This is a genomic window from Paenibacillus sp. SYP-B3998 (assembly GCF_010820665.1).
In the GTDB taxonomy this organism is placed as follows: domain Bacteria; phylum Bacillota; class Bacilli; order Paenibacillales; family NBRC-103111; genus Paenibacillus_E.
On the sequence record NZ_JAAIKC010000008.1, the window covers coordinates 232,778 to 257,846 of the forward strand.

Sequence of the window (25,069 nt, forward strand, 5' to 3'; positions counted from 1 at the left end):
TGGAACAATGAACTTTTTTGTGACTTCGCCACGTCTATTTTATCGGGTAAGGCCAAGACATATTTCGATGACTAGATGAGGAGTGAACATGAAATGATGAAAAAACAACCTTTTAACATGTTGAAAATAGGTGTGGTCGGATGTGCAATTCTGGTTGGCGTGAGTGCTGCTGTGTTACCTGTAACAGGAAGCGCATCTGCAGCCGCAGCTGAGCATATTACGGCGGTTCCCATGAATGCTCCACTTACAGCGGTGCCTACTTCTGTAACACTTAACCCTCAAATTAAGATTAAAGATGAGATTCTCACTTCTTCAACGGAGAATTTGAAAACCAATATAAAAGTGCCGCAGTTGACTGGCCTGCTGGATACCAACTATCAGGACGAATTGAACGACATTCTGTTATCCCATGCGAATAAGGATCTTGCGGAATGGGAGAACGAGGCGACCGAAGCGTCAGCGGATGCGAAAGCAAGCGGGTTCGAGTATCGTCCTTATGAGCTGACTATAACATACGCCTTAAAGTCCGATGGAACCGGAAACCTGGCAGGTGTGGTATCTCTGGAAGTTACTACCTATGGAGCAACTGGCGGGACAGGGATGCCGCGTGTAGATACTTACAACGTACTGAATGCTGCGCAAGCGCAGCGCGTTACTTTAGCGGATTTATTGGGCGATAACTTCAAGGAAACCGTGAATGCAGGGGTTCTGGCGAAGATCAATGAAAAGCCTGAGGACTATTTTAAAGATGACTTTAAAGGCATCAGCGAAGAACAAGATTTCTTTGTAGATAAAGGCGAAGTTGTCGTCCTTTTCCCGAAATATAGCATTGCGCCAGGTGTCATGGGAACTCCTGGGTTTAACTTTAGCTTGCCGGCAAACTTGATTGTGAAGCCGAAGCCTGCGGATTCAACACAGGCTAACCCAACTGTTAAGCTAGAGTTGCAAGCGGCGGACAGTTTCAATAATACGGACGGCATTGCAATGGTGCCTTTCCGCCAAGTAGCGGAAGCGCTAGGCTATAAGGTGAAGTGGAACCAAGATACGCGCTCTGCTGAACTGAACAAAGGCACACAATGGACAAGCGTTACCGTAGGTAAAGATGCGTATTTCTTCGCTAGAATGGCGCCTGTCGCTTTGGGCGCAGCGCCTGTCATTCAGAATGAAACACTATACGTGCCACTAAAGTTTGTCTCTGACATTTTGCATGCCGAAGTTAAGAATGGTGATACGGGAGTTATCCATATCGAACAGAAGTAAGCTGAAATGTATAAACGCAGAAAGCCTCTAGCTTCCACAGGATTGTGGAAGTTAGGGGCTTTTGGCATAACACATTTCTGGAAACGTTTGCATATAGTAAGGTAAATAGCCTTATGGAGGTGAGCGTGGACGATGATCTTCAAAAATGTGTTGTCCGCATTAATAGGTATCTGGTTTATTGCAACCCCTTGGGTGTTTGGTTTTACAGATCAGATTAATCCGTACTTAGTTTGTATTTTTCTAGGCAGTCTGCAAGTGATATGTTCGCTTCTTGCCGGAGGGAAAACAGGACATAAGGTGTGGCAGAATTGGGTTTGCTTTCTCACAGGGGCGGTCTTTATTGTGCTTCCAAATCTGTACCAGTGGAGTATACTGGAATTTTTCATATTTGTCGTGCTGGGCTTTATGACCTTGCTGCTGAACTATTCCAATCTGTATTCGGACTATCAATGAAGCAGGTCAGCCGGATCGAAACGTGAGATTTGGAGCCTATTCGTTTATAATGAGCATATGAATTCTTATGTCGTCGATCCTAAGCACAGTGCTTAGGTTCTTTATTTGTGTTCCCGTTATTTTTAAAACAGAAAGGAAGACGGATTCATGCTGAAATCACTGGCATTCATCAATCATTATCGGCAAGGGGATACTCAAGTTGCCGCTGAACACCCATGGTTGCAGATTATCGTTTCTGCTGAGGAGCGTATCGTTAATTTTGAGCGAATTCAATCGATTCAGGAACTAGCGCTAGCCAATCCTGTACTTGATTATGTAGAACGGACGTTAATGATTTTAGATCGTTTAGCGCTTTCTTTTTGGAAAAAAGAATTGTTGGAAGAGGTACTGATGTGGTCGGAAGCAGCGAAAGGAGGAACTTCGCGCGAACGCATGATTTGGCAGGAGCAGGGAATTAATTTATTTGTTCATAATAGGGGCTCAAGTCAACTTTATTGGAAAAGCCAGTCCTCTCCGGGCGATAAGGAAGAAGTCATACATACACTGATTGAAACACATGGTCTAATAGGTCAAACCATTCGCGGTGAAGTGCCTTTGCATGAACATAGCCCATTAACCGAACTAGTAACGAGCGGTAAACTTACGGAGGATGAACTGCGTGGCTTGTTGGTGCCGCTGAACCAGTGTATTATCGGTGCCGTTTCACAAACGTTATGGCATTCGGTTGAGGCGGAAGTCGGGAACATTGTGGAACAAATTGTTTCAGGTTCATTTGCTGTTGAATTTCCTCTAAAGGAACGGTTAGCAAGACTCAGGGACCTCGCTATAAAGAAAGGCGAAAATTTCGATGCTGAATTCGAAAAGCTGGCACCCCAATTCTCTATCGAAGCGTTAGCTGCATTTTTGGAGCGTAAAACATTGTGGTTCGTCGAATCGGCGCTTCAAGACTTCTCCTTCGAGCAATTGCTAAAGGTATTCTTGCTTGTCATGCAGCAAGAGCAGCACACGGCTGCAATCCGGCATATTAGCTTCGAGCCTCTGATGAGTTTGATGTACTATGATTATAAAGGCGTCAAAAAGGTTAATGTGTATAAGAAACGAATGATTGAGAAGTATTTAAGCGAGCTGACTTGGACGGATATTCAAGAGGGATGTGAACATAGCGGAAATGCCCATTTGACGCATCTTATAGCAATCAAGCCCAAGCTGCCTGATACGATCTTTTTTACATTTGACTTTTCGGCGGCGGCGGAGAAGTTAATTGCGTTCTGCGTTGAAGCGGAGAAATCCCCGCTTTATGAGAAAGCAGTTCTGCTCCTGTTCGATTTATTCGAGCTGCGCCGAGATGCCTATGACCGTTTCCATAACGAGGAAGCGTATTTGGCGACAATGAATCAAACTGCGGATTATAAAAAACGGATGCTCGACTATGTCGTTGGGGAGCGCGTTGTGGATATCGGGCCAGGCGGCGGTGTCATGCTGGATCTGATTGAACAGCATTTGCCGGACAAGCATCCCATCGGCATCGATATTTCCTTGAATGTAATTGAAGCCCTGCAGCGCAAGAAGCAGCTGGAAGGCCACAAGTGGGAAGTGAGGAAGGGAGATGCGTTGAACCTGAGAGAATATGTGGAGCCAGGCAGTATTGGCACAGTTATTTTCTCCTCTATTCTGCATGAGCTGTATTCCTATATTCCTTTCAATGGAAAGAAATTCAATCATGAGACTGTCGCAGCGGCGTTGCGCAGCGCCTTCGACGTACTTTCTCCAGGAGGCAGAATTGTCATCAGGGACGGTATTATGACGGAGCCCCGCGATCAGACGCGGAGAATTCGCTTCCTGAAGCCGGATACGATGGGGTGGCTGGAGCGATATGCCAAAGATTTTGCGGGTAGGGCAATTAAATATGAAGTTTTATCGGTCGATGAAGTCAGGATGCCAGTCAACGATGCGATGGAATTTCTTTATACCTATACTTGGGGAGAAGAAGCTTACGTACATGAAATTCAAGAGCAGTTCGGTTACTTCACACCAAGCGAGTACATCGCGTTTATTCATGAGACACTAGGGCCTGAGGCCAAAATTATAGAGAACCGTCATTTCCTTCAAGAAGGATATACAGAAGCGCTGGGAGATAGAGTAAGGATTATGAATGAAGAGGGTCTCATGGTTCCATTACCAGACAGCACCTGTTTAATTGTAATTGAAAAATAAGGTAAGAGCTGCTTGACTTTTGAAATGTATATATGTCATAATGAAAATATCAAAATGATAATATGGAATGCAGGGAAAAGCAGGTGATCCGTTGAACGAGCAAGTTGAGAACGAATCTAACTATCGAGCAAGCAAATATCGTACTCCCGATGGCGCACCTGCTGATATCGTTATCTTCACAATAACGACTTCGGAGAAAGCCTCAGTGAAGAAATCGTTGCCGACAAGAGAGCTGCAAGTACTCTTGATCCAAAGGAAGCAGTGGCCATATGCAGGCCAATGGGCGCTGCCTGGCGGCTTCTCCATGGAAACGGAGACGATTCAAGAGAGCGCTCGGCGCGAGCTAACGGAGGAGACGGGAGTAGCCGATGTGCACATCGAATATTTCAATGTGTACAGTACCCCTCAGCGCGATCCGCGGGGATGGATCATTTCTCATGCATTTTTTGCGCTTGTTCATGAGCAGCTCCTGGAGAATCGCAAAGCCGCTGACGATGCGGCCGATGTCCGATTGTTCCCCGTCGAAGAAGCGTTGGCGATGGATCTCGCTTTTGACCATGAAGTGATCCTAAGGGATGCGCTGGTCCACATTCAGCAAAAGATGCTGACGACGACGATCGCCAAAGAGTTCCTGCCAGAAGAATTTACGATCAGCGAGCTGTATCAAGTCATTCAAACGGTTGTTCCGGAGTTCCAAGAGCGGAATTTCATTCGAAAAATTACGTCGACCCAAAGCCGGAGCGGGATCATTGAGGAAGTCATGGGGCACGATGGGAAAAGCAAAATGTCCAACCGTTACTCCCAACGCGCCGCACAGTTGTATCGGTTTACAGATTATGTGCCTCAGCTGTCTATTTACAGCTAGGCTTCTCTTTTCAATATTGATATTGTCTTTTTAATAGTATTATAAATACTTTATGAAGGAGTGCTGGTGATGAAAGCTTTAATCGTGATTGATTATACGGTTGATTTTGTTGTTGGGAAACTTCCATGCTGGGAGCCGGGTATCGCAATTGAGGATCGAATATGTGAGCTTACGGAGCAATTCCTTGCGGCTCAGCATGAGGTCATTCTGGCTGTCGATCTCCATGATGAAGAAGATCCTTATCATCCTGAGACAAAGTTGTTTCCTCCGCATAATATTCGTGGCACGAGTGGACGAGAGCTTTACGGGAAGCTGAAAGCCGTGTATGAACACAAGCAGGATTTGATTTATTGGATGGATAAAACGCGATATAGCGCCTTCTGTGGGACAGATCTGGAGCTCAGATTAAGAGCAAGAGGCATCCATGAGGTTCATCTGGTTGGCGTTTGCACAGACATTTGCGTGCTTCATACCGCGATAGACGCTTACAATAAAGGATTTCATGTCGTTGTTCATAGTGACGCAGTCGCTAGCTTTAACCCGCAGGGTCATCAGTGGGCTTTGCAGCATTTTCAGGGCTCGCTTGGAGCAGCAGTTGTCACAAACGCTTAACCCACATAGGGAAGGAGTTGGAGAGAATGGGAGGCGCTATGCAGGAACGTATACGAACTAAGTTGGATGTGAAAAGCATCATCGATGCCAAGGAAGAAATTGAAAAGCGAATTCACTTCCTCAAGCAATATGTGAAACATACAGGGGCCCGAGGCTATGTGCTTGGACTATCGGGCGGACAAGACTCGACCTTAACGGGCAAACTGGCGCAGATGGCCATGGATGAACTGAACGAGGAAAGCAGCGAGGAGGCGTTTCAGTTCATAGCTGTAAGGCTGCCTTACAGCGTGCAGCAGGATGAAGCGGATGCGCAGGATGCAATTCGATTCATCGCACCGACCCGCGTAGTAACGGTTAATATTCAGCCAGCAGTAGATGCAGCTGTTGGGCAATTCTTAGTAGCTACGGGAGAGAAGCTGAGCGACTTTCATAAAGGTAATGTGAAAGCCCGCGAGCGAATGAAAGTGCAGTATGATTTGGCTGCGCATTATCGCTTGCTCGTGCTGGGAACGGATCATGCGGCGGAAGCCATTACGGGTTTTTTCACCAAGCATGGGGACGGTGCATGCGATGTCGCTCCCATTTACGGACTCAATAAACGTCAAGGCAAACAACTGTTGCAAACGCTCGGATGTCCAGCGCATTTGTATTCAAAAAAGCCAACGGCCGATCTTGAAGATCTGAAGCCGGGGCTGCCTGATGAAGAGGCGCTAGGCCTTACATATGAGCAACTGGATGACTATTTGGAAGGTAGGCATTTGCCGGAAGAAGCTGTGCGATTGATAGAAGCGGGGTATGCGGCTACAGCACATAAACGACAAGGGCCTGTTACGGTATATGATCAATGGTGGAAGGGATGAACGCGATGAACTACGACAACTTAACACTCCATACGGATAAATATCAGATCAATATGATGTATGCTCACTGGGTACAGGGCTCGCAGAACGAGAAGGCCATATTCGAGGTGTATTTCCGCAAGCTGCCTTTCGGCAATGGGTATGCCGTATTTGCTGGTTTAGAACGGATTGTGCACTATATCCAGAACCTTCGTTTTGGCGAACAGGAGATTGCCTATTTGCGCACGCAGGAGGAGAACTACAAGGAAGAGTTCCTGACGGAGCTGCAGCAATTCCGTTTCACTGGGAATCTGCATGCCGTTCCCGAAGGAACACTAGTGTTCCCGAATGTGCCGCTAGTTCGCATCGAGGCTCGCGTGTTCGAGGCGCAACTCGTTGAGACTGCGATCCTCAATTTCTTGAACTACCAGACGCTCATTGCGACGAAAGCTTCGCGCGTCAAGCAAGTGGCGCCTCATGATGTGCTGTTGGAATTCGGCACGCGTCGCGCTCAAGAAGCCGATGCGGCAATCTGGGGCGCGCGGGCGGCCTATCTCGCAGGCTTCCATGCGACCTCTAATCTTCGCGCGGGCATGCTGTTCGGCATCCCGACCAAAGGGACGCACGCTCATGCTTGGGTGCAGGGACACGATACCGAAGAAGAGGCGTTCCGTAAATATGCTGAGGCGCTTCCAGACCAAGTGACGCTGCTCGTAGATACTTACGACACGCTGAGAATCGGCGTGCCAAACGCCATTAAGACGGCGCGCTACTTGCGGAGCCTAGGGAAGCAAATGAACGCCATCCGACTGGATAGCGGCGATTTGGCTTATTTATCGCAGCAAGCGAGAAAAATGCTAGATGAAGCGGGATTTCCCGAAGTGAAAATTGTCGCATCGAACGATTTGGATGAAAATATCATTTTCAATCTAAAAGGGCAAGATGCCAAGATTGACGTCTGGGGGGTAGGTACCCAACTCATCACTGCGGCCGATCAACCTGCGCTAGGCGGGGTTTATAAGCTGGTTGCACGAGAGAAGGATGGCGACTATGTACCTGTCATCAAAATATCGGGAAATCCGGAAAAAGTATCGAATCCCGGGTTCAAGGAAGTTTATCGTATTATGAATAAGCAGACAGGTAAGGCTGAAGCTGACTACTTAGCGCTTAAGCATGAAGTGGATGTCAAGAAGGGGGAGCGCATTAAGTTGTTTGACCCGACGCATACGTATATCCATAAATATATAGATGATTACGAAGCCATTCCGCTGCTTCAGGCTATTTATGCGCAGGGGGAAATGGTGTATGAACTGCCGACGCTAGAGCAGATTCGAACGTATCATACCGCTCAAATGCAGATGTTCTGGCCGCAGTATTTGCGGAAGCTGAATCCTGAAGTGTACCGTATTAATTTAAGCACGGAAGTATGGACGCTGAAAATGGATTTAATTCACAGATATCAAGTCTAGTCACTGCGATTGGTATCATATACCTGTTAGCAAATTTTGTATAGGCAAGCAGGCGATCAAATTAGATTATATTTAACATTTGATGTTATATATGTCTAGTCATTCTTTGATTTTCTGAACCTATCTCGCTATTTCTTCGTTTTACGCAAGAATGATGAGAACGGAAGCAATCGGAAGCATTTCTATCAAAAATAAAAGGGGCCTCCCTTTGGGTCCGCTTTCATAGGTGGAATTACGGCGAAAAAACGGGAATAGGTCTCGCCAACGTGTTTTACAAAGGTTGCTAATAGGAGTAATATTCGTCTCAACAACTTCAGAACGTAAGTCAAAACGCTGAGTCCCCAACAGGGGAGCGGGGGAACCAATAAGAAACCAGAGCATGCAACAGGAATGGTTTCTAGGGGTGAATCCTAGGCAAGCGCAGCTTGCCAAGGTAGGGCACTCTCAAGCCCGAATCCGACAGCTAACCTCGTAAGCGTATTGAGAGAGAACCATTTGCGATCGTGCCTTTAGCAGCTCGTTTCTTCGTGTTGACAAAGAAGCCCGAGAGTAGAGATTCTCTACTCTTAGGCTTCTTTCTGTTTGTTTCAAGTATGGTATTGAAATGAATAGACCAATCAGGAGAGTGAAGAATGATGTATCCAGAACCCCTACCCCTATGGCAAGAAGAAGATTTGCAAGCATGTAAGATTGCCCGTATCGAATGTTTCCGATTCGATTGCGAGCTTGCTGATACATGGCTTCCTGGACACGGCGAAGATTGCCAGTGTGGCTTGCTTACGATTTCTACAAGTAACGGAACTTGCGGTTTAGGGGAATATGCGATCCCATGCTGCGAATTGAAGGGTGATGTCGTATCTTGGGCCGCTGTTTTTCAACGCATCAAGGGGCTTACGATCATGGAAGGCATCCGTTATGTACGTGAGAAGCAGGAGGCATGGGGGACAGTCAGACAACAATTAATTGAATCTGCCCTAATCGATTTAGCTCATAAGCTTCAGAAATCCTCTCATCGTGCGAAACAATTGAAAGAATTGAACTTAACCTGGAATCGTTCTTATCTAATTGACCACTCACAAGCCTACATCTCTTTTTGAGGTGATTCCTTATGTCGAAATTTGTGTATTCGTTCCATCCTAGTCTAATCGCTAGAGCACTTATTGAAAGTGTTTTGAAATTAAATCCAGTGAAGATGATGAAGAATCCAGTACTCTTTGTTCTCGAAATCGCAACTTTACTCATTTTATTATTGATTTTCTTTCCGCAGTATTTTCATACAACGCATCAGTCAGCGTATAACCTGATCGTGTTCTTCGTCTTGCTGTTTACGATTCTTTGTGCTAATTTCGCGGAGGCTTTGGCGGAAGGACGAGGTAAGGCGCATGCCGATAGCTTAATGAAGACAAGAAAGCAATTAATGGCTAAGCTACTCTCCAAGGACGGGACGATAAGAGTGATTAGTGGCAGTGAGCTGCGGAAGGGGGATCTTGTGCTCGTGGAAATGGGGGATCTCATTCCAGGAGACGGCATCATTGTGGAAGGCATCGCGGCTATCGATGAATCGGCGATTAGCGGCGAATCGGCGTTCATAATTAAAGAAGCGCGTTCGGAGACGAGCTCCGTTATTGGGGGGACGCTCGTTATAAGCGATTGGATCAAGGTAGAGATTACGGTTGACCCTGGTGAATCCTTTCTTGATCGTATGATTCAGATGGTGGAAGGGGCTAAGCGGCAGAAATCTCCGAATGAAATCGCGCTGACGACGCTCCTCACCGTGTTTACATTTATATTCTTAATTGTTGTTGTCACCTTGTATCCATTGGCTTCTTTTGCAGGCGTTCATTTGGAGATTTCTACCTTAATTGTGCTGCTTGTTTGCTTAATACCTACAACGATTGGCGGTCTGCTTTCAGCGATTGGAATTTCTGGCATTGATCGAGTCACGCGCATCAATGTTCTAGCCAAATCGGGGAAAGCGGTAGAGGCAGCTGGCGACATCAATACAGTCATATTGGATAAAACCGGAACGATTACCTTCGGCAACCGTATGGCTGCGGACTTTCATCCTGTCGCTGGCATCTCCTTAGAGGCGTTGATGGAGGCAGCTGTTCTCACATCCGTGTTCGATGATACACCAGAAGGCAGATCTATTGTAGAGCTAGCCAAAACTTATCAAATGACGGGTGATCTACGAGCTTATCAAGGAGAAGTGATTTTTTTCACAGCCGAAGAACGGATGAGTGGTTTAAACTTGAATGGCTGCTTATATCGAAAAGGCGCAGTCAGCGCTATTTGCAGCTATGTTCGACTAAGAGGCGGTCATATCCCCGATGGTTTGCAGGAAACAAGCGATTACATCGCCAAACAAGGCGGAACCCCACTAGCTGTGAGCAAGGATAATGAGATTCTTGGCCTTATCTATTTGAAGGATACGATTAAACCGGGCATACGGGATCGGTTGCAAGCTTTGCGTCTTATGGGAATCAAAACGATTATGTGCACGGGAGACAATCCTTTAACTGCTGCTACGATTGCTCGTGAGGTTGGGGTTGATACCTATTATGCAGAGAGCAAGCCCGAGGACAAGATACGCATTGTGCGGGAAGAGCAGAGCGATGGCAAGCTAGTCGCGATGACTGGAGATGGTGTTAATGATGCTCCTGCCCTTGCCCAAGCGGACGTGGGCATTGCGATGAATAGTGGGACAACGGTGGCCAAAGAAGCCGCCAATATGGTCGATCTCGATTCCGATCCAACCAAAATTTTGGACATTATTTCTATCGGAAAGCAGCTCTTAATTACACGTGGAGCGGTTACAACGTTCAGTATTGCAAACGATTTTTCCAAATACTTTGCAATTTTGCCTGCTATGTTTGCCAAGAATCTGCCTGAGCTGCAGGTTCTTAATATTATGCATCTGCAATCGCCTACGACTTCGGTGCTTTCTGCATTGATTTTTAATGCCATCATCATACCTTTATTGATTCCAGTAGCCCTTAAAGGAGTCATTTACAAGCCTATGGGCGCTAATCAACTGCTGACGCGTAATTTGGCGATCTACGGAGTGGGAGGCGTGATATTCCCGTTCGTCGGGATTAAATTGATTGATCTTTGTATCGTTATGTTCATTTAACTTCTATAGAATCAAAGAATTGAGGTACACATATATGGATAAGCTTCTAGAGATCAGAAAAAAAGCGGAGGGAAGAAAGTTGTCCCTACGTATCGTATCTATGTATGTACTACTCGCTTTTATGCTGCAAGTAGCTTTAAAAATAGGGATTTCGCATGTGCTTTTCAGCATCATCATGATCGTGACGGCCTATCTGTTATATAGGATGATTCAACGTCATATGGAGAAGGTAAACCGTCTTGATAGCTCTAAGCTATTACAGGAAGAATTGAAAATCCGCTCCACTCTAGAAAGTATTCAAGATGGATATTATGAAATGGATATGACGGGAAACCTTATGATATACAATCACTCGCTCGTCGACATTTTGGGGACGCGGGAGGATGAGCTTTTGGGAAGCCAGATGGCGGATTTCATGAGTGCGGAGGATGCTAAGAAATTGAAGCAAACGTACCAGTGGGTCGCGCACTCGGGAACAGCAGTTAACTGCGTTGAATGGGAAGTTGTCAGAGGGGACGGAACACGTAAACGAGTAGAAGGGTCGATTGTCCTTATTAAAGATTCGGAGTCCTCTGAGCCAACGGGCTATCGAGGTATTATCCGCGATATCTCAGAGCGAAAAGATTCCGAACGAATGCTGGAGGAAAGCAGATTCCGTTATAAATCTTTAGTTGATCATAACCCCGATCTGATCTGTTCCTTCGAGCTTGACGGTAACGTCAATGCGGTCAACCCAGCTACGGAGAGAATTACGGGTTATTCAGCCAATCAATTAATCGGCACGTCATGCTCGCATCTGTTGGAAATTGGCTCTAAACTAAAGTATTTGAAGCCTTTTATCCGAGCTAAACAAGGAATTTCCTCCAGCTTCGAGCTCTCCATTTCTCATCGACGAGGGTACCTCGTCGATTTGCAAATTCGCTTCGTTCCGATTATTATCAACCGCCAAGTGGTCGGTGTGTTTGCTATGGGCAAAGATATTACCGAGCACAAGCAAGCGGAAGAAACAATCAACCATATGGCCTACCACGATGCGCTCACCGATCTGCCCAACCGCCGGCTTTTCATCGATGATTTGAACCTAGGATTAGAAAAGGCGGAGCAGGACCAACATAAGCTCGCGATTCTGTTTCTAGACTTAGACAGATTCAAATACATTAACGACTCACTTGGACATGCCTTCGGAGATAGACTGCTGCAAACAATTGCTGGGCGCCTCATAAGCTGTGTAGGACAGCAGGGGACGATTGCCCGTATGGGAGGGGATGAGTTCACTATACTACTTCCCGAAGTCACGCAAGAAAGTGTTATTCTTGAGATTGCAGAGCGAATCATCGAGACGATTAGTCAACCCATTTGTATTGAAGGTCATGAGTGCTCTGTGACTACGAGTATTGGTATCAGTCTGTATCCCAACGATGGCCCAGACGCTCAGACGCTTATGATGAACGCGGACGCCGCGATGTACCGCGCGAAGGAAAGCCACCGCAATCGGTATGAGTTTTTCACGCCGATTATGAGTGTGCAAGCCACTGAGCGGCTTAACGTCGAGCAGGAGCTGCGCAAGGCGCTGGAGCGAGATGAGCTCGTGTTGATGTACCAACCGCAGCTGCAGTTCCAATCTGGCCAGGTTACGGGGGTGGAGGCGCTTGTGCGTTGGCTGCATCCCAAACGGGGGCTGGTTTCACCCGCAGAATTCATACCCCTTGCCGAGGAAACCGGCATGATAATCCCGATCGGCGAATGGGTGCTGCTAACAGCTTGCCGTCAGAATAAAGCCTGGCAGGAAGCGGGATTCCCCCCGATGCGTGTCGCCGTGAATTTGTCCGCCTATCAATTCAAGGAATCCAATGTTGTGCAGGTCGTCACGGATGTCTTGAAGGAAACAGGGCTAGATCCCGCCTATTTAGAGCTCGAAATTACAGAGAGCATCGCGATGCAGAACGCTGATGAAGTCATCGTCACACTCGAAGAATTAAAAAGGCTCGGCATCCAAATCTCGATCGATGATTTCGGTACGGGCTATTCTTCGCTCAGTTATTTGCGGGACTTTCCCATTAACCGCTTGAAGATTGATCGATCCTTCGTCAACGATATTACGAAGGATAATGGCGACTCTGTCATTGCGACGTCCATCATTGCCATGGCCCAAAGCTTGAACCTTGAGGTTATTGCGGAAGGCGTCGAGACCGAGAAGCAATACGACTTCTTGAAAAGCAAAGGCTGCGATGAAATGCAGGGGTATTTCTATAGTAAACCCCTCCCTGCGAAGTTGATGACAGAACGATTGTTTAGTCTTCAGGAGGCTTTGTGCCACGCACAGGGCTTTGACAAAAAGCTGCTTGGGGGCTGTCTAAAAAGGATGTCAGTAAATGAGTGAGTTCCAAATAATGTGCAAAAACGCCTTCAAAACCACTAAGCAAGTGTGGGGTTGGAGGCGTTTTTTGGTAGATAGTCACCTTTTGCATGTGCGAAAAGGGACATTTTTTAAGGCGATCTGATGTCTCAAATTGACTTGATGAATAAATTGCTCCAGCTGCTCCTCATTCTCGCATAAGGCTACATGCTCCAGCCATAGAAGAAGGCGTTTCTTCTGAACGGCAGACACGTGGGCGGGATAGCCTTCATTGGACTTTACGATATACCAGCCCAACTTCACGCGTTTCCAAGGTTCTATGAAGGCTAGACGCAATGGCAGCAAGGATCTGTGCTCCCAGTCCTGCTTGTGCTGAGCGGCTCTGAATACTTGGTAGGCCTTCTTCACCTCAAGAGGATTTGCTTCAAGGGAGGTCTTCCCCCAGCCTTCAAGCTGCATAAGTGCCATTAGCTTATCTCGATTGTCTGCAAACCAATAGCCCAACAGGAATTGAGCTTTATTTTTACATGTCCAGACAGCTCCGAACCATCGATGCTGCAAGGTTAGCGGATCTAAGAAGTTGCAACCACAGCCGCGGAAAACCGTTTGTTCCATACAGATCCCTCTCTTCGCTTAATCAATGAATGGGTTACCATTCTACAAAAATGGATAGTAAAAAGAAGCCTTACCGAGCAGAGATAAGCTCTAGTCGTGGCTTCTAATAGGCATAGCAGTAGAAACTATGCGTCTACACGATAGCTTGTTTGTCTCCTAATTATATGCTTACGAGGTTAGCTGACGGATTCGGGCGTGAGAGTCGCCCTACCTTGGATGGCTACTTCATAAAGGATTCACCCCGGCAATTACGCTTCAAACGTGATTGCAAGTTGGTTCCCCCGCTTCCTGGTTCAGGAATTCAGCGATTTGTATGCAACGATTAAATGGCATGACATGAATCATACGCTTTTCACTATTTATTGTAAAATGCGATAAAATTCGTTTTAGGTTATTTTTGACAGAATTTGGCCTAAAACGTGAATTTCAACGGCATAATAGGGCTCATTCTACTCGTATGTACTCTTTTAATCTCCCAATCTCGTCGTTTTACGATTTGTTCGGTAGGCATTCTTTAACCAGAAGTGGAAAAGTTGAAAACGGGAGAGATAGTGAGTATATAATAGAATAATGGAGATATATTGAAAAGTAAGCGTTATTTTTTGCGGAATGAATCAGATATGGCGTTATATCACTCTCTGGCAAGCTTTACAAACCTAACACTGGAGCGTAATATACGATTCATGATTCTTATTAAAAAGTTTCCAAATTCTTGATTGCTGAATTTCCTTTCTGGGAAAACGGGGGAACCAAAAAAAAGATGATTCTGCGTTTGGTGTGAGAGCCAGGCAAGGAATCACAGGGGTGAATCCTTGGGCATGCCGGCATGCCTATAGGTAGGGCGACTCTCACCGTCCGAATCCGTCAGCTAACCTCGTAAGCGTAAGTTGGAGAGAGGGATGATGAAACTTTGTGATCGCTAGCTGACCACAGAGTGTGAATGCACCTGTGGTTTTTTGTTGTCTAAAATTGAAAACAATACGTCTTTTTTCGCTTAACCTCTGAATGTTCAGAGGGCGGGGGACCCATTAAGATCAGACTTTGCTGATCTACGGGGTGAATCTTGGCAACTGCCAAGTAGGGCTACTCTCATGGCCCGAATCCGACAGCTAACTTCGTAAGCGTAACGAGAGAGGCACTTGTTATCGTGTAAACTAGCACGTTTATTTTTTCGTGCGTAGGAAGCCACGTGAAGAGACCTCTTCTTCCTGGCTTCTTTTTTGTTGCCTCAAATTTTGGGGAGGACCAAGTTGATGAATGAATCCGAATATATATTAGTCTCCGGCTCGACAGTCGCGGCACAGCAATTTATTCAATATCTCAAGTTCAAAGCGATGCCATTCGTTGTTTTGACAAACAATGATAAAGAGCGGGAGCAAATGAACAAAATCGGCGTAGAGCATATGATTGAAGTGGATACGTCCGATCATGAAACATGGGCATTACCACCGTATGAGATTGGCAAAGTGTTCATATTTGAGAAAAGCCTGACGCTGTGTTGTCGGTACTTGAAAATGAGTCGCAAATGGACAATTAAGCCTATTTATGTCATTACAACAAGCGATAAGCCAAGAATGGTCTATAAAGGACTAGGCGCTGATTTCGTCGTGTACTCGAATACCGGAAATGTCGTGTTCTTACTTAATTAAGTGTTAACAAGGAGGTCTGGACATGTCCAGCGATTTCGTTACGATATTGTTGTTCGTTATCTCGTTTCTTATTTTTTGGGGTTTTATGAAATTTACTGAAAAAGCATAAGGAAAAAGGTTGGGGGGAAGCTCCATGGTTGTTATAGGTATCATTGCTGCTATATTAATAGTTTACTTGGGTTTCGTATTAGTAAAACCAGAAAAATTTTAATGAATCATGACACGATGATTGTTGATATGAGGGGGATATCCTGATATGGGTATGGGATTGTTACAAGTAGTCATCACCTTGGTGCTGATCATGTTACTAGTGAAACCGGTAGGGCACTATCTGGTGAAAGTTTTCGATTATAATAAAACTGGGGTTGACCGGGTTTTTGGACCTTTTGAACGAATTACCTATCGGATCATGGGCGTTCGCGAAAATGAATCCATGGGCTGGAAGCAATATTTGGGCGCTATGCTGCTCACTAACTTTATTATGTTGATTTTAATGTACATGGTTTTGAGATTTCAGCAGTACTTGCCGATGAATCCGGATGGCATTGCGAACATGCCAGCGGCACAAGCCTTCAACACGGCAGCTTCTTTTATTACAAATACGAACTGGCAATCATATAGCGGCGAGAACGCTTTGTCGTATTTATCTCAATTGCTTGCGATCACTTTCCCGATGTTTACCTCAGCGGCTACAGGATTTGCCGTAGCAGTTGCTTTCATTCGTGGATTGATTGGCCGTCAAGATAACTTAGGTAACTTCTATGTAGATATGGTTCGCGGTATCACACGCGTATTTCTACCGCTCGGTTTTCTTGTTGCTTTATTCCTTGTGTTCCAAGGCATTCCGCAAACGTTCCAAGGCGCAGTTGATGTAACGACGCTTGATGGCGCGAAGCAAACCATTACTCGTGGACTGGTAGCTTCTTTCGAATCGATTAAGCATTTGGGCACGAACGGTGGCGGTTGGTTCGGTACCAATGCCGCGCATCCTTTTGAGAATCCGACACCACTTTCTAATGTTATTCACATCATGTGTATGATGCTGCTGCCGACTGCGCTCGTCTACGCATTTGGCTTAATGATCAAAAACAAAAAACAAGGCTGGGCGATCTTTGCCGCCATGGGTTGTATCTTTGTCGTCATGCTGACAACGGTTTTCATTTCGGAGTATAACGGTGTCAAAGCCGTAGATGCGATGGGTGTTCACAGCAATATGGAAGGGAAAGAAGTCCGATTCGGTATCGCACAAACCGCACTATTTACAACAGTAACTACGGCGGCTACCACGGGTTCTGTCAATAACATGCATGAATCGCTCACACCGATGGGGGGATTCGTTCCTCTCGCTCAAATGATGTTGAATAACGTATTTGGCGGTAAAGGGGTGGGCTTGTTAAATGGATTGATGTATCTCATTCTATCGGTTTTCATCTGCGGGCTCATGGTTGGACGTACGCCGGAGTTCCTAGGGAAGAAAATCGAGGGAAAAGAGGTCAAATTAGCTTCCATTGCGCTTCTGGTTCACCCTGTTATTATATTAGTCCCGACGGCGTTAGCGCTATTGCGTCCTGAATCGATTGCGTCCATTTCCAATCAGGGAATGCACGGTTTATCAGAGGTCTTATACGCTTTTACTTCAGGAGCGGCGAACAACGGCTCGGCATTTGCAGGATTGAACGCGAATACCAATTTTTATAATTTGGGTATCGGTTTGGTTATGTTGTTCGGACGCTACATTTCGATCATTGCGATGCTTGCTATTGCGGGTTCTCTTGCGACGAAGCGAGTAGTTCCGGTTACGACTGGAACGCTGCGGACTGACACGCCTTTATTCTCGGGCATATTGATCATGATCATTCTCGTGATCGGGGCGCTCACTTTTTTCCCAGCATTAGCACTTGGACCGATTGCTGAACATTTGCAGATGCCTCGCTGAGGCCTGGCTTTTATATTGAGGGAGGATCTATATGGCTGCTGAACGTAAGAATACATTATCTGGTGAAATGGTATCGAGGGCATTCCTTGATGCATTCAAGAAGTTAAATCCGATGGTTATGATCAAAAATCCGGTGATGTTTGTTGTTGAAGTGGGAACGCTCATTACCTTGTTATTATCGATTCAACCGGATCTTTTCGGCGCTACGAACGTAGGTCGGGGTTACAATATCGCGGTGTTTATTATCCTTTTATTTACGGTCTTATTCGCTAACTTTGCTGAAGCAATTGCAGAAGGACGCGGCAAAGCGCAGGCGGACTCGCTGCGTAAGACGAAGTCCGATACAACGGCTCGTTTGATTCAAAAAGACGGTACTTACAAGCAAGTGTCCTCTACCCAACTGAAAAAGGGCGACATTGTCCGTATCGAAGTAGGGGAAATTATTCCTACGGATGGTGAAATTATTCAAGGTCTTGCTTCTATTGATGAATCGGCGATTACAGGAGAATCCGCGCCTGTCATTAAGGAAGCGGGAGGAGATTTCTCCTCTGTAACTGGCGGTACGCGCGTCGCTTCTGATTATATCGTTGTGAAAGTAACGACTGATCCGGGCGAATCGTTCCTAGATCGTATGATTGCGCTGGTTGAAGGCGCGAAGCGTCAAAAAACACCGAATGAAATTGCGTTAACAACGCTGCTTGCAGTACTTACATTAATTTTCTTGATTGTTATCATGACGATGGTACCTATGGCAAGCTATTTGAGTGTTCAGCTAGAAGTGGCTACTTTAATTGCTCTGTTGGTTTGCTTGATTCCTACGACAATAGGCGGGCTATTGTCAGCAATTGGGATTGCCGGGATGGACAGGGTAACTCAGTTTAATGTGCTTGCCATGTCAGGGAAAGCGGTAGAAGCAGCCGGAGATATCGATACGATGATTCTGGATAAAACGGGTACGATCACATATGGAAATCGTATGGCGTCTGAAATTATTCCTGTCTCGGATGTTACAGTGACAGAGGTAACCTTTGTTGCTTTGCAAGCTTCTGTCAAAGATGAAACGCCAGAAGGACGGTCGATTGTCGAGTTGGCGAATAAGCAAGGCGAGCAATGGGCGGCTAGCGAATATGAAGGAGCCGAAGCTGTTGAGTTTACAGCCGAAACTCGGATGTCTGGATTGAACTTGAGCAGCGGTACGGTCATTCGCAAAGGTGCTGTCGATGCGATCAAAAAGTATGTAACCGCAAAAGGCGGTAATGTCCCAGATGATCTTGAAGACATCTCAAACCGAATCGCCAAAGCGGGCGGTACGCCACTGGCTGTCGCTGTGAACAACCGAATCTATGGGGTTATCTATTTGAAGGATACGGTGAAGCCAGGTCTGAAAGAAAGATTCGCCGAGCTGAGAGCGATGGGGATCAAAACGGTAATGTGTACAGGAGATAATCCCTTAACCGCAGCGACGATTGCTAGGGAAGCGGGCGTGGATGAATTTATCGCAGAAGCGAAACCTGAAGATAAAATCGCTGCGATCAAGAAAGAGCAGCAAGAAGGCAAGCTGGTTGCGATGACTGGCGATGGTACGAACGATGCGCCTGCGCTTGCTCAAGCCGATGTGGGCATGGCGATGAATTCGGGTACGATGGCTGCCAAGGAAGCGGCCAACATGATTGATTTGGATTCTGACCCGACCAAACTTTTGTCAGTCATCTCCATCGGCAAACAATTGCTAATTACGCGCGGCGCCTTGACGACATTCTCAATTGCTAACGATATTGCGAAATATTTTGCCATTATTCCTGCGATGTTTATTCTAGCTATGCCGCAGCTGCAAGCACTCAATATCATGCATTTGGCTTCTCCGGAATCCGCCATATTGTCAGCGTTGATCTTTAATGCCATTATCATTCCGTTGTTGATTCCAATTGCGATGAAAGGCGTCAAGTATCGATCCATGTCAGCAGATAGACTGCTGTCGCGCAATGTGCTTATTTACGGAATTGGCGGTGTCATTGTACCGTTCATAGCCATTAAGTTGATTGATATGCTCATTCATGGCTTAAATATTGTTTAATTTAATCAGCAAATAGGCTTACAAGATCGTTTTTAATACAGACAATGTGTAACTGTTTACTAAGAAGGTTTTCCTGAGGAAAACGCTTAAGGAGATGTTTTTATGAAAATGATTTTAACAGCGATTCGAGTTTCCGTCGTGCTGATGCTCATCTGTGGGCTTATCTACCCGTTAGTTACAACAGGCGTCGCCCAAGTGCTATTCCCTAAACAAGCTAACGGTAGTTTGATTGAATCTGGCGGAGCTTTGGTAGGTTCCGAGCTTCTTGCCCAAAACGTTGAATCGCCGAAGCTGTTTCATCCTAGGGCTTCCAATGCCAAGTACGATCCTACATCTTCAGCTGGATCGAACACAGCTGTAGCCAGTGAGGATTATGTGAAAGGGATTGCCGATCAAATCGAAGCGTTGAAGCAAGAAAATCCGAAGCTGAAAGAGGTTCCAGCTGATCTGGTTACAGTGTCAGGTTCAGGTTTTGATCCCGACTTGTCGCCGGATGCCGCTAGAGCACAGGTTCCAAGGATTAGCCGGGAATCAGGCATTGGCGAGCAGCAGCTCCATGCATTAATCGACACGCATACAAAGAGTCGTCAATTAGGAATATTCGGTGAACCGCGCGTGAATGTGACCGAGCTAAACATCGAACTGCTGAAACAGTCGAAATGAGTCATCCAGCAAGCCGCTTCCTCTAAGTAGGGGCGGCTTGCTGAAGTTATTCAATGACAGGAGCGTTTGCCCTTGGACAGCTTTAAACGTAAATCTCCAGAGGAGATTCTATATTCGATATCCAAGCTCCATCGCGGTAGATTAAAGATTTATATCGGTGCCGTTAGCGGCTCAGGTAAAACCTATCATATGCTTAGGGAAGGTCATACGCTTAAAGAGCAAGGCATTGATGTTGTGATTTGCGCCGTTTCTACGCTCCAAAGACCGGAAACGGTGGAACAACTCGGTGATTTAGAGCGGGTTCCAAGCATTCATTGGACTGAAAAGGATTGTGCGTATAAGGATTTGAACTTAGATGCGCTGCTTGAACGCAATCCAGAGGTGGTTCTTGTCGACGGACTTGCCCATAGGAATCGAGCGAATGCGCGTTTCCCGACACGCCTTGAAGATATTAAATTTCTACTAAGTCACGATATTAGCGTGATAGCGACTGTTAACGTATATGAGCTTGAAGGGGCTATGGAGATTGCTCAAAAGTTAACAGGGATTACGGTGAAACATACGGTTCCTGCCGATACGTTGGAAATAGCGGACGAGGTTCGTTTAATCGATGTAACGCCGGAAACTCTGCTCAATCGGTTGGCCGAAGGGAATCTGAAAGGAAACAAGGACACAACCATTTTTAAGCAGGGAAATCTGGGCGTTCTACGAGAATTGGCGCTCCGCCTAGTTGCGGAAGATGTGAACGAGACACTGGAGGAGTACCGTGAAGAGATGGGGCTGGTCGGGCCATCTGGCGTTACGGAGCGAATTCTCGTATCCTCGCAGTATCATTGGAATGGTTCAATTTATGTCCGTCGAGGCCAACAAGTCGCCAAAAGGCTGAACGGCGATTTATTAGTCGTTACATTTCGTAACTTGAAAAGCTCCCTGTCCAAGGAAGCAGCTACGTTTAGGAGATCAATTATTGACCTTGTGGATAAAGTGGGTGGGGAATTCAATGAGCTGCCCTTCACCTCTCGCCGCTCCATCCCCAAAACTTTGGTCAAATATGCCACTCGGAATAATGTAACCCGGATTGTGCTCGGTCATTCTAAGCAGTCCAGATGGCAAGAGTTCAGCCAGGGCTCAATTGTGAATGATCTTCTGAGGCAGACGAAGAACATTGATGTGCTTCTCGTCGCTGATAGCGCGGAACATGAAGGGGAGCGGATTTTGCCGGCCAAGATGAAAGGGCCCAAAGAGCCGCAGAAATACAGACGTCTTAGCGAGAAGGAAGTCCAGGAAAAGATCGGGAAAATCAAACGCGGCAAATTTAAAGTGTACATTGGTGCAGCGCCAGGAGTAGGTAAAACCTATACAATGCTCAGAGAGGGCAATGATCTGCTGAAAAAAGGGATCGATGTCCAAATTGGACTTCTGGAAACTCACGGACGCAAGGAGACAATCGCGCAGGTCGGGAACCTAGAAACGATTCCTCGGCAAATAATCGCGTATCAAAGCGTTAAATTAGAAGAGATGGACACAGAGGAAATCATCCGCAGATGCCCTGAAGTTGTATTGGTAGATGAGCTTGCTCATACGAATGTCCCGGGAAGCAAGTTAAAGAAGAGATATGAAGATGTGTTAGAGATCTTAGATGCGGGTATTTCGGTCATCACAACGGTCAATGTGCAGCATTTAGAAAGCCTAAACGATGCCGTGGAACAAATCACGAGTATTCGTGTTAGAGAAACTGTGCCAGACAGCATTCTTCGTTTAGCCGATGAGGTTCAGTTAATTGATGTTGCGCCTCAGACGCTGCAGCACAGGCTGCGAGACGGTAAGGTGTACGCTATGGCCAAGGTTGATCAGGCCTTAAACCATTTTTTCAAAACGGGGAATTTAATCGCTTTAAGAGAATTGGCCTTGCGTGAAATTGCTGATGACGTGGATGAAAGATTAGAATCCTTGGAACGAAAAAACTCACTGCGCGGGCCATGGCGGCGTAAAGAAGTGATCTTCGTATGTATTAATAATACGGAGCATGCCTACCGTTTGATTCGAAGAGGATTCAGAATCGCTTTTAGGCTGAAGGCCACTTGGGTCGTTAATTTTGTTCATGTGAAAGGCACACTGTCGGAAGAACTGCGGAAGAGACTCCAAGCCTTAGAGAAGCTAACACTGCAGTTAGGTGGGAAATTTGCCATCCATGAAACAGATAACATGAAGCAGATCCCCATGGTTCTCGCAGCTAAAGCAAATGAGCAACAGACGACTCAGTTAATTGTCGGCCAATCGAAGATTTCCTTCTGGGAGGAACGAAGGCACGGGTCAGTTATAAAAAAATTACTGCGGCTTTCGAGGCATATGGATGTTCTCATTGTGGCTGATTATCATCCAAACATGAGCGTAAAGGATATTTAAATTAAACGTGGAAGTACCTGCCATAATTATGAGTTTTTAATTCCGAGTGTTATGATAGACATACGTGATCACACGAGGATTTATCCATCTCTTCAACCAAATTAAGGAGGTACATCTCGTGACAATTGAATCCAAACAAGCATTAACAGCTGGCGTTACACTGAATAATGGTGTAAATATGCCTTGGCTGGGACTCGGCGTATACAAATCCAAAGAAGGTCAAGAAGTTATTCAGGCAGTAAAAACAGCGATTCAAAATGGGTATCGCAGTATCGATACAGCAGCCGTGTATAGAAATGAAGAAGGCGTAGGTCAAGGTATTCGAGAAAGCGGCGTGGCCCGCGAACAACTTTTTATCACAACAAAAGTGTGGAATGCAGATCAAGGCTACGAGTCTACGCTGCAAGCGTTTGAAGCCAGTCGCAAACGGCTAGGTCTCGAAACGATCGACCTCTATCTCGTGCACTGGGCCGTTCCCGCAACTTACAGAGAAACGTGGAAAGCGCTCGTTCATTTGTACAAAGCAGGACATGTCCGGGCAATCGGCGTGAGTAATTTTCAAATTCATCATTTGGAACAAGTTATTGAAGATACAGGCATCGTGCCGGCGGTCAATCAAGTAGAGTACCATCCGCAGTTGGCACAAAAAGAACTGCTACAGTTTACTCGTGAGCATAACATTCAGCTGGAAGCTTGGAGCCCGCTTATGCAAGGACGGCTCGATCATCCGGTGCTGGCTGAGCTTGCTGCCAAACATGGTAAGTCTCCTGCACAAATCGTGCTGCGCTGGGATATTCAGAACAGGGTAGTGACGATTCCAAAATCGGTCACGGAGCAGCGTATTCGCGATAATGCGAATATTTTCGATTTTGAGCTGTCTGCTGAGGATATCGCTCAGATCGATACGCTCAATGAGAATAAACGAATCGGTCCAGATCCCGATAATGTAACCTTTTAATGAAGGAAGCCTCCAGTCATGGGGGTTTTTCTTTGTTTGTGTGCATGGTTTACGCTTGTAATGCTTTAATTCAATAGAGATATCATCTGAAATACTTCGCGATGATCCCCAGGCAGCACATGGTTTGCGACTTTAAGTTGAGACGAGCCGTCTCCATCCAGAAATAAACCATCGACGAGCTGTCCAGCTCCGATCTGTTCGATCACAGCTGAACGGAACTGTTCCCCCGTGCAAGGTGTTGGGGCTACGACGAGGTAGACGTTATTTTGCTGATCGTAAACGATCCCTGAACGCATGCGTTTTTCATTGATGACGGGCATTTCTTCGGAAACGGCTTGACTAGCCCAACCATCGGGATTACGAATCCCCATACTAACCCCACCTTGTGCCCAGTAGTGCTTCCGGTCTGAAATTTTCAATTCCTCTGCAGCCGTGACTACTTGAATGGTAAAGGTTTTGGACTTCTCATCCCAAACAAGAGTCCCCCGTTTACGATCAATATTGAACCAGCCAGAGCCATAGTCTCCAGGCTTTCCCTTGACGGGAAGGTCATCGATAACCGCTATGCTGAGCAGATTTCCTTGCCAGAAAAATCCTCCGTTAATACCATTATCTTGGAGCTCGGTAACATTCGAAGTAATGGCTTTTAGTCCGATATTTGCTGGCGATGTTCGAATTGTGTGAAGCAGCACCCCATTATTCCCTTGACTGATCTTGTATTCGGATAAGGGGGCCGGTCGAATTGGAGGTTTCGTGTGCTGCGTGCGTGTCAGGAGGATAATCGTTAAGGTGAAGCTAGTGAGCATAATTAGGACATAGATTAAGAGGGAGTTGGGGTTCACTTTAATCGCTCGAAAGGTTTGCATGGGGGATACTCCTATTCTTTGAAATTATCTCGCTTCTCTATTAGTCTATGAGACTTTTCTCGGAATATTCGTAGGATATGAGCAGAAGTGAACGAAGAAAAAAGGGTGCTCTGTAAGTGGTTAAGAACTGTGACCCTACTTGTGGACAATTTAAATGAGATCCCCCTGAGCTTCCGCTACGGAATACAATATTGGTTTATTAGTTGATGTTGGATGCTATGCTAACACTCTTTTATCTCTTCCCTTTTTATACATTTCCCCATAAGTTGGGTCATCAACTTTTGTTTTAAAATAATCAGATTCAGCCAAAACTCCCTTTAAGCCGCGAATGTTATCTTCCAGTTCTTTTTTAGTATCAGGAGCTATTAATTCTGCTTGTAACTGCCCTGCTTCCAATCCTAATTCTTTTACTTTTTTGCCTTGTGCCTCAATTTTAGCAGAATCCTCAGCGGATTTACTTTGCGGCATAGCCTCGAACTTAGCCTTTTCACTTTCAAAATTACCTTTTAGTTGAGAAAGCTTCAGTGCTTTTGGCAAATTATCATTCCATAAACATTTTAAGTTATATACAAAAGAGGCTGTCCCAAAAGTCATGAATAATGACTGAGGGAGGGCCTCTTTTTCATTTTATGCAACAAAAAGAAACCGTTCTTTGGTAAAATGGAGGTACCACCCAACCATTTCAAAGGAGACGGTTTCTT

General features: G+C 45.9%; 20 protein-coding genes and 4 riboswitches. Of the genes, 17 read left to right on the forward strand and 3 right to left on the reverse strand.

Annotated features, from left to right (window positions below; genetic code table 11):
- Positions 1 to 93 precede the first annotated feature (93 nt).
- From GK047_RS20070 to GK047_RS20115, 10 genes are all read left to right on the forward strand, one after another.
- Positions 94 to 1,260 carry a stalk domain-containing protein gene (locus GK047_RS20070; RefSeq protein ID WP_163950824.1) on the forward strand — a complete coding sequence of 389 codons (1,167 nt, stop codon included), beginning with the start codon at positions 94 to 96 and terminating at the stop codon, positions 1,258 to 1,260.
- 132 nt (positions 1,261 to 1,392) lie between these two features.
- Entirely contained in the window at positions 1,393 to 1,713 is a 321-nt protein-coding gene (locus GK047_RS20075; RefSeq protein WP_163950828.1) for an SPW repeat domain-containing protein, read from the forward strand.
- A 147-nt stretch (positions 1,714 to 1,860) separates the two neighbouring features.
- Positions 1,861 to 3,927 carry a class I SAM-dependent methyltransferase gene (locus GK047_RS20080; RefSeq protein WP_163950831.1) on the forward strand — a complete coding sequence of 689 codons (2,067 nt, stop codon included), beginning with the start codon at positions 1,861 to 1,863 and terminating at the stop codon, positions 3,925 to 3,927.
- A gap of 67 nt (positions 3,928 to 3,994) precedes the next feature.
- A complete protein-coding gene (locus tag GK047_RS20085; protein WP_205516891.1) occupies positions 3,995 to 4,792 on the forward strand; it encodes an NUDIX domain-containing protein in 798 nt (265 codons plus the stop codon).
- Positions 4,793 to 4,861: 69 nt separating this feature from the next.
- Positions 4,862 to 5,404 (forward strand): cysteine hydrolase family protein, encoded by a 543-nt coding sequence (locus tag GK047_RS20090; protein ID WP_163950834.1) that lies wholly within the window; start codon positions 4,862 to 4,864, stop codon positions 5,402 to 5,404.
- Between the two features lie 26 nt (positions 5,405 to 5,430).
- The gene (gene nadE, locus GK047_RS20095; protein ID WP_240344054.1) at positions 5,431 to 6,264 is read left to right on the forward strand and encodes an ammonia-dependent NAD(+) synthetase; all 834 of its coding nucleotides are present in this window, start codon (positions 5,431 to 5,433) and stop codon (positions 6,262 to 6,264) included.
- A gap of 5 nt (positions 6,265 to 6,269) precedes the next feature.
- Complete coding sequence (locus GK047_RS20100) at positions 6,270 to 7,712, forward strand: nicotinate phosphoribosyltransferase (RefSeq protein ID WP_163950838.1); 1,443 nt, start codon at positions 6,270 to 6,272, stop codon at positions 7,710 to 7,712.
- A 321-nt stretch (positions 7,713 to 8,033) separates the two neighbouring features.
- Positions 8,034 to 8,206, forward strand: a riboswitch (cyclic di-AMP (ydaO/yuaA leader).
- A 138-nt stretch (positions 8,207 to 8,344) separates the two neighbouring features.
- On the forward strand, positions 8,345 to 8,809 hold the full coding sequence (locus GK047_RS20105) for a hypothetical protein (protein WP_163950841.1): 465 nt from the start codon (positions 8,345 to 8,347) through the stop codon (positions 8,807 to 8,809).
- 11 nt (positions 8,810 to 8,820) lie between these two features.
- A complete protein-coding gene (gene kdpB, locus GK047_RS20110; RefSeq protein WP_163950843.1) occupies positions 8,821 to 10,845 on the forward strand; it encodes a potassium-transporting ATPase subunit KdpB in 2,025 nt (674 codons plus the stop codon).
- A gap of 100 nt (positions 10,846 to 10,945) precedes the next feature.
- Positions 10,946 to 13,225, forward strand: coding sequence for a sensor domain-containing protein (locus GK047_RS20115; RefSeq protein WP_163950847.1), 2,280 nt, complete (start codon positions 10,946 to 10,948; stop codon positions 13,223 to 13,225).
- A gap of 75 nt (positions 13,226 to 13,300) precedes the next feature.
- Here the strand turns inward: GK047_RS20115 and GK047_RS20120 are convergent, their stop codons facing one another.
- Positions 13,301 to 13,816, reverse strand: coding sequence for a hypothetical protein (locus tag GK047_RS20120; RefSeq protein ID WP_163950849.1), 516 nt, complete (start codon positions 13,814 to 13,816; stop codon positions 13,301 to 13,303).
- 149 nt (positions 13,817 to 13,965) lie between these two features.
- A riboswitch (cyclic di-AMP (ydaO/yuaA leader) is annotated at positions 13,966 to 14,133 on the reverse strand.
- Between the two features lie 390 nt (positions 14,134 to 14,523).
- A riboswitch (cyclic di-AMP (ydaO/yuaA leader) is annotated at positions 14,524 to 14,714 on the forward strand.
- 83 nt (positions 14,715 to 14,797) lie between these two features.
- Positions 14,798 to 14,956, forward strand: a riboswitch (cyclic di-AMP (ydaO/yuaA leader).
- Positions 14,957 to 15,069: 113 nt separating this feature from the next.
- Here GK047_RS20120 and GK047_RS20125 point away from each other — a divergent pair.
- The 7 genes from GK047_RS20125 to GK047_RS20155 all read left to right on the forward strand — a co-directional run bounded on the left by GK047_RS20125 (position 15,070) and on the right by GK047_RS20155 (position 23,502).
- The gene (locus GK047_RS20125) at positions 15,070 to 15,465 is read left to right on the forward strand and encodes a hypothetical protein (protein ID WP_163950851.1); all 396 of its coding nucleotides are present in this window, start codon (positions 15,070 to 15,072) and stop codon (positions 15,463 to 15,465) included.
- A gap of 133 nt (positions 15,466 to 15,598) precedes the next feature.
- A complete protein-coding gene (locus GK047_RS30680; protein ID WP_481856023.1) occupies positions 15,599 to 15,676 on the forward strand; it encodes a potassium-transporting ATPase subunit F in 78 nt (25 codons plus the stop codon).
- A gap of 51 nt (positions 15,677 to 15,727) precedes the next feature.
- Complete coding sequence (kdpA, locus tag GK047_RS20135; protein WP_163950935.1) at positions 15,728 to 17,401, forward strand: potassium-transporting ATPase subunit KdpA; 1,674 nt, start codon at positions 15,728 to 15,730, stop codon at positions 17,399 to 17,401.
- A 31-nt stretch (positions 17,402 to 17,432) separates the two neighbouring features.
- Positions 17,433 to 19,475, forward strand: a complete 2,043-nt coding sequence (gene kdpB / locus GK047_RS20140; protein ID WP_163950872.1) for a potassium-transporting ATPase subunit KdpB — start codon at positions 17,433 to 17,435, stop codon at positions 19,473 to 19,475.
- Positions 19,476 to 19,577: 102 nt separating this feature from the next.
- Positions 19,578 to 20,138 carry a potassium-transporting ATPase subunit KdpC gene (gene kdpC, locus GK047_RS20145; protein ID WP_163950875.1) on the forward strand — a complete coding sequence of 187 codons (561 nt, stop codon included), beginning with the start codon at positions 19,578 to 19,580 and terminating at the stop codon, positions 20,136 to 20,138.
- Positions 20,139 to 20,210: 72 nt separating this feature from the next.
- A complete protein-coding gene (locus GK047_RS20150; RefSeq protein ID WP_163950878.1) occupies positions 20,211 to 22,544 on the forward strand; it encodes a histidine kinase in 2,334 nt (777 codons plus the stop codon).
- Positions 22,545 to 22,722: 178 nt separating this feature from the next.
- Positions 22,723 to 23,502 (forward strand): aldo/keto reductase, encoded by a 780-nt coding sequence (locus tag GK047_RS20155; protein WP_163950937.1) that lies wholly within the window; start codon positions 22,723 to 22,725, stop codon positions 23,500 to 23,502.
- A 65-nt stretch (positions 23,503 to 23,567) separates the two neighbouring features.
- Here GK047_RS20155 and GK047_RS20160 read toward each other — a convergent pair whose 3' ends face one another.
- A complete protein-coding gene (locus GK047_RS20160; RefSeq protein WP_163950881.1) occupies positions 23,568 to 24,368 on the reverse strand; it encodes a hypothetical protein in 801 nt (266 codons plus the stop codon).
- 216 nt (positions 24,369 to 24,584) lie between these two features.
- Positions 24,585 to 24,962, reverse strand: a complete 378-nt coding sequence (locus GK047_RS20165) for a hypothetical protein (RefSeq protein WP_163950883.1) — start codon at positions 24,960 to 24,962, stop codon at positions 24,585 to 24,587.
- Positions 24,963 to 25,069: the final 107 nt, after the last annotated feature.

Excerpts from the sequence above, each read along its gene's own strand:
- GK047_RS20070 (WP_163950824.1), top strand. The coding sequence starts at position 94 with ATGATGAAAAAACAACCTTTTAACATGTTGAAAATAGGTGTGGTCGGA.
- GK047_RS20075 (WP_163950828.1), top strand. The coding sequence starts at position 1,393 with ATGATCTTCAAAAATGTGTTGTCCGCATTAATAGGTATCTGGTTTATT.
- GK047_RS20080 (WP_163950831.1), top strand. The coding sequence starts at position 1,861 with ATGCTGAAATCACTGGCATTCATCAATCATTATCGGCAAGGGGATACT.
- GK047_RS20085 (WP_205516891.1), top strand. The coding sequence starts at position 3,995 with ATGCAGGGAAAAGCAGGTGATCCGTTGAACGAGCAAGTTGAGAACGAA.
- GK047_RS20090 (WP_163950834.1), top strand. The coding sequence starts at position 4,862 with ATGAAAGCTTTAATCGTGATTGATTATACGGTTGATTTTGTTGTTGGG.
- nadE (WP_240344054.1), top strand. The coding sequence starts at position 5,431 with ATGGGAGGCGCTATGCAGGAACGTATACGAACTAAGTTGGATGTGAAA.
- GK047_RS20100 (WP_163950838.1), top strand. The coding sequence starts at position 6,270 with ATGAACTACGACAACTTAACACTCCATACGGATAAATATCAGATCAAT.
- GK047_RS20105 (WP_163950841.1), top strand. The coding sequence starts at position 8,345 with ATGATGTATCCAGAACCCCTACCCCTATGGCAAGAAGAAGATTTGCAA.
- kdpB (WP_163950843.1), top strand. The coding sequence starts at position 8,821 with ATGTCGAAATTTGTGTATTCGTTCCATCCTAGTCTAATCGCTAGAGCA.
- GK047_RS20115 (WP_163950847.1), top strand. The coding sequence starts at position 10,946 with ATGTATGTACTACTCGCTTTTATGCTGCAAGTAGCTTTAAAAATAGGG.
- GK047_RS20120 (WP_163950849.1), bottom strand. The coding sequence starts at position 13,816 with ATGGAACAAACGGTTTTCCGCGGCTGTGGTTGCAACTTCTTAGATCCG.
- GK047_RS20125 (WP_163950851.1), top strand. The coding sequence starts at position 15,070 with ATGAATGAATCCGAATATATATTAGTCTCCGGCTCGACAGTCGCGGCA.
- GK047_RS30680 (WP_481856023.1), top strand. The coding sequence starts at position 15,599 with ATGGTTGTTATAGGTATCATTGCTGCTATATTAATAGTTTACTTGGGT.
- kdpA (WP_163950935.1), top strand. The coding sequence starts at position 15,728 with ATGGGATTGTTACAAGTAGTCATCACCTTGGTGCTGATCATGTTACTA.
- kdpB (WP_163950872.1), top strand. The coding sequence starts at position 17,433 with ATGGCTGCTGAACGTAAGAATACATTATCTGGTGAAATGGTATCGAGG.
- kdpC (WP_163950875.1), top strand. The coding sequence starts at position 19,578 with ATGAAAATGATTTTAACAGCGATTCGAGTTTCCGTCGTGCTGATGCTC.
- GK047_RS20155 (WP_163950937.1), top strand. The coding sequence starts at position 22,723 with ATGCCTTGGCTGGGACTCGGCGTATACAAATCCAAAGAAGGTCAAGAA.
- GK047_RS20160 (WP_163950881.1), bottom strand. The coding sequence starts at position 24,368 with ATGCAAACCTTTCGAGCGATTAAAGTGAACCCCAACTCCCTCTTAATC.
- GK047_RS20165 (WP_163950883.1), bottom strand. The coding sequence starts at position 24,962 with ATGACTTTTGGGACAGCCTCTTTTGTATATAACTTAAAATGTTTATGG.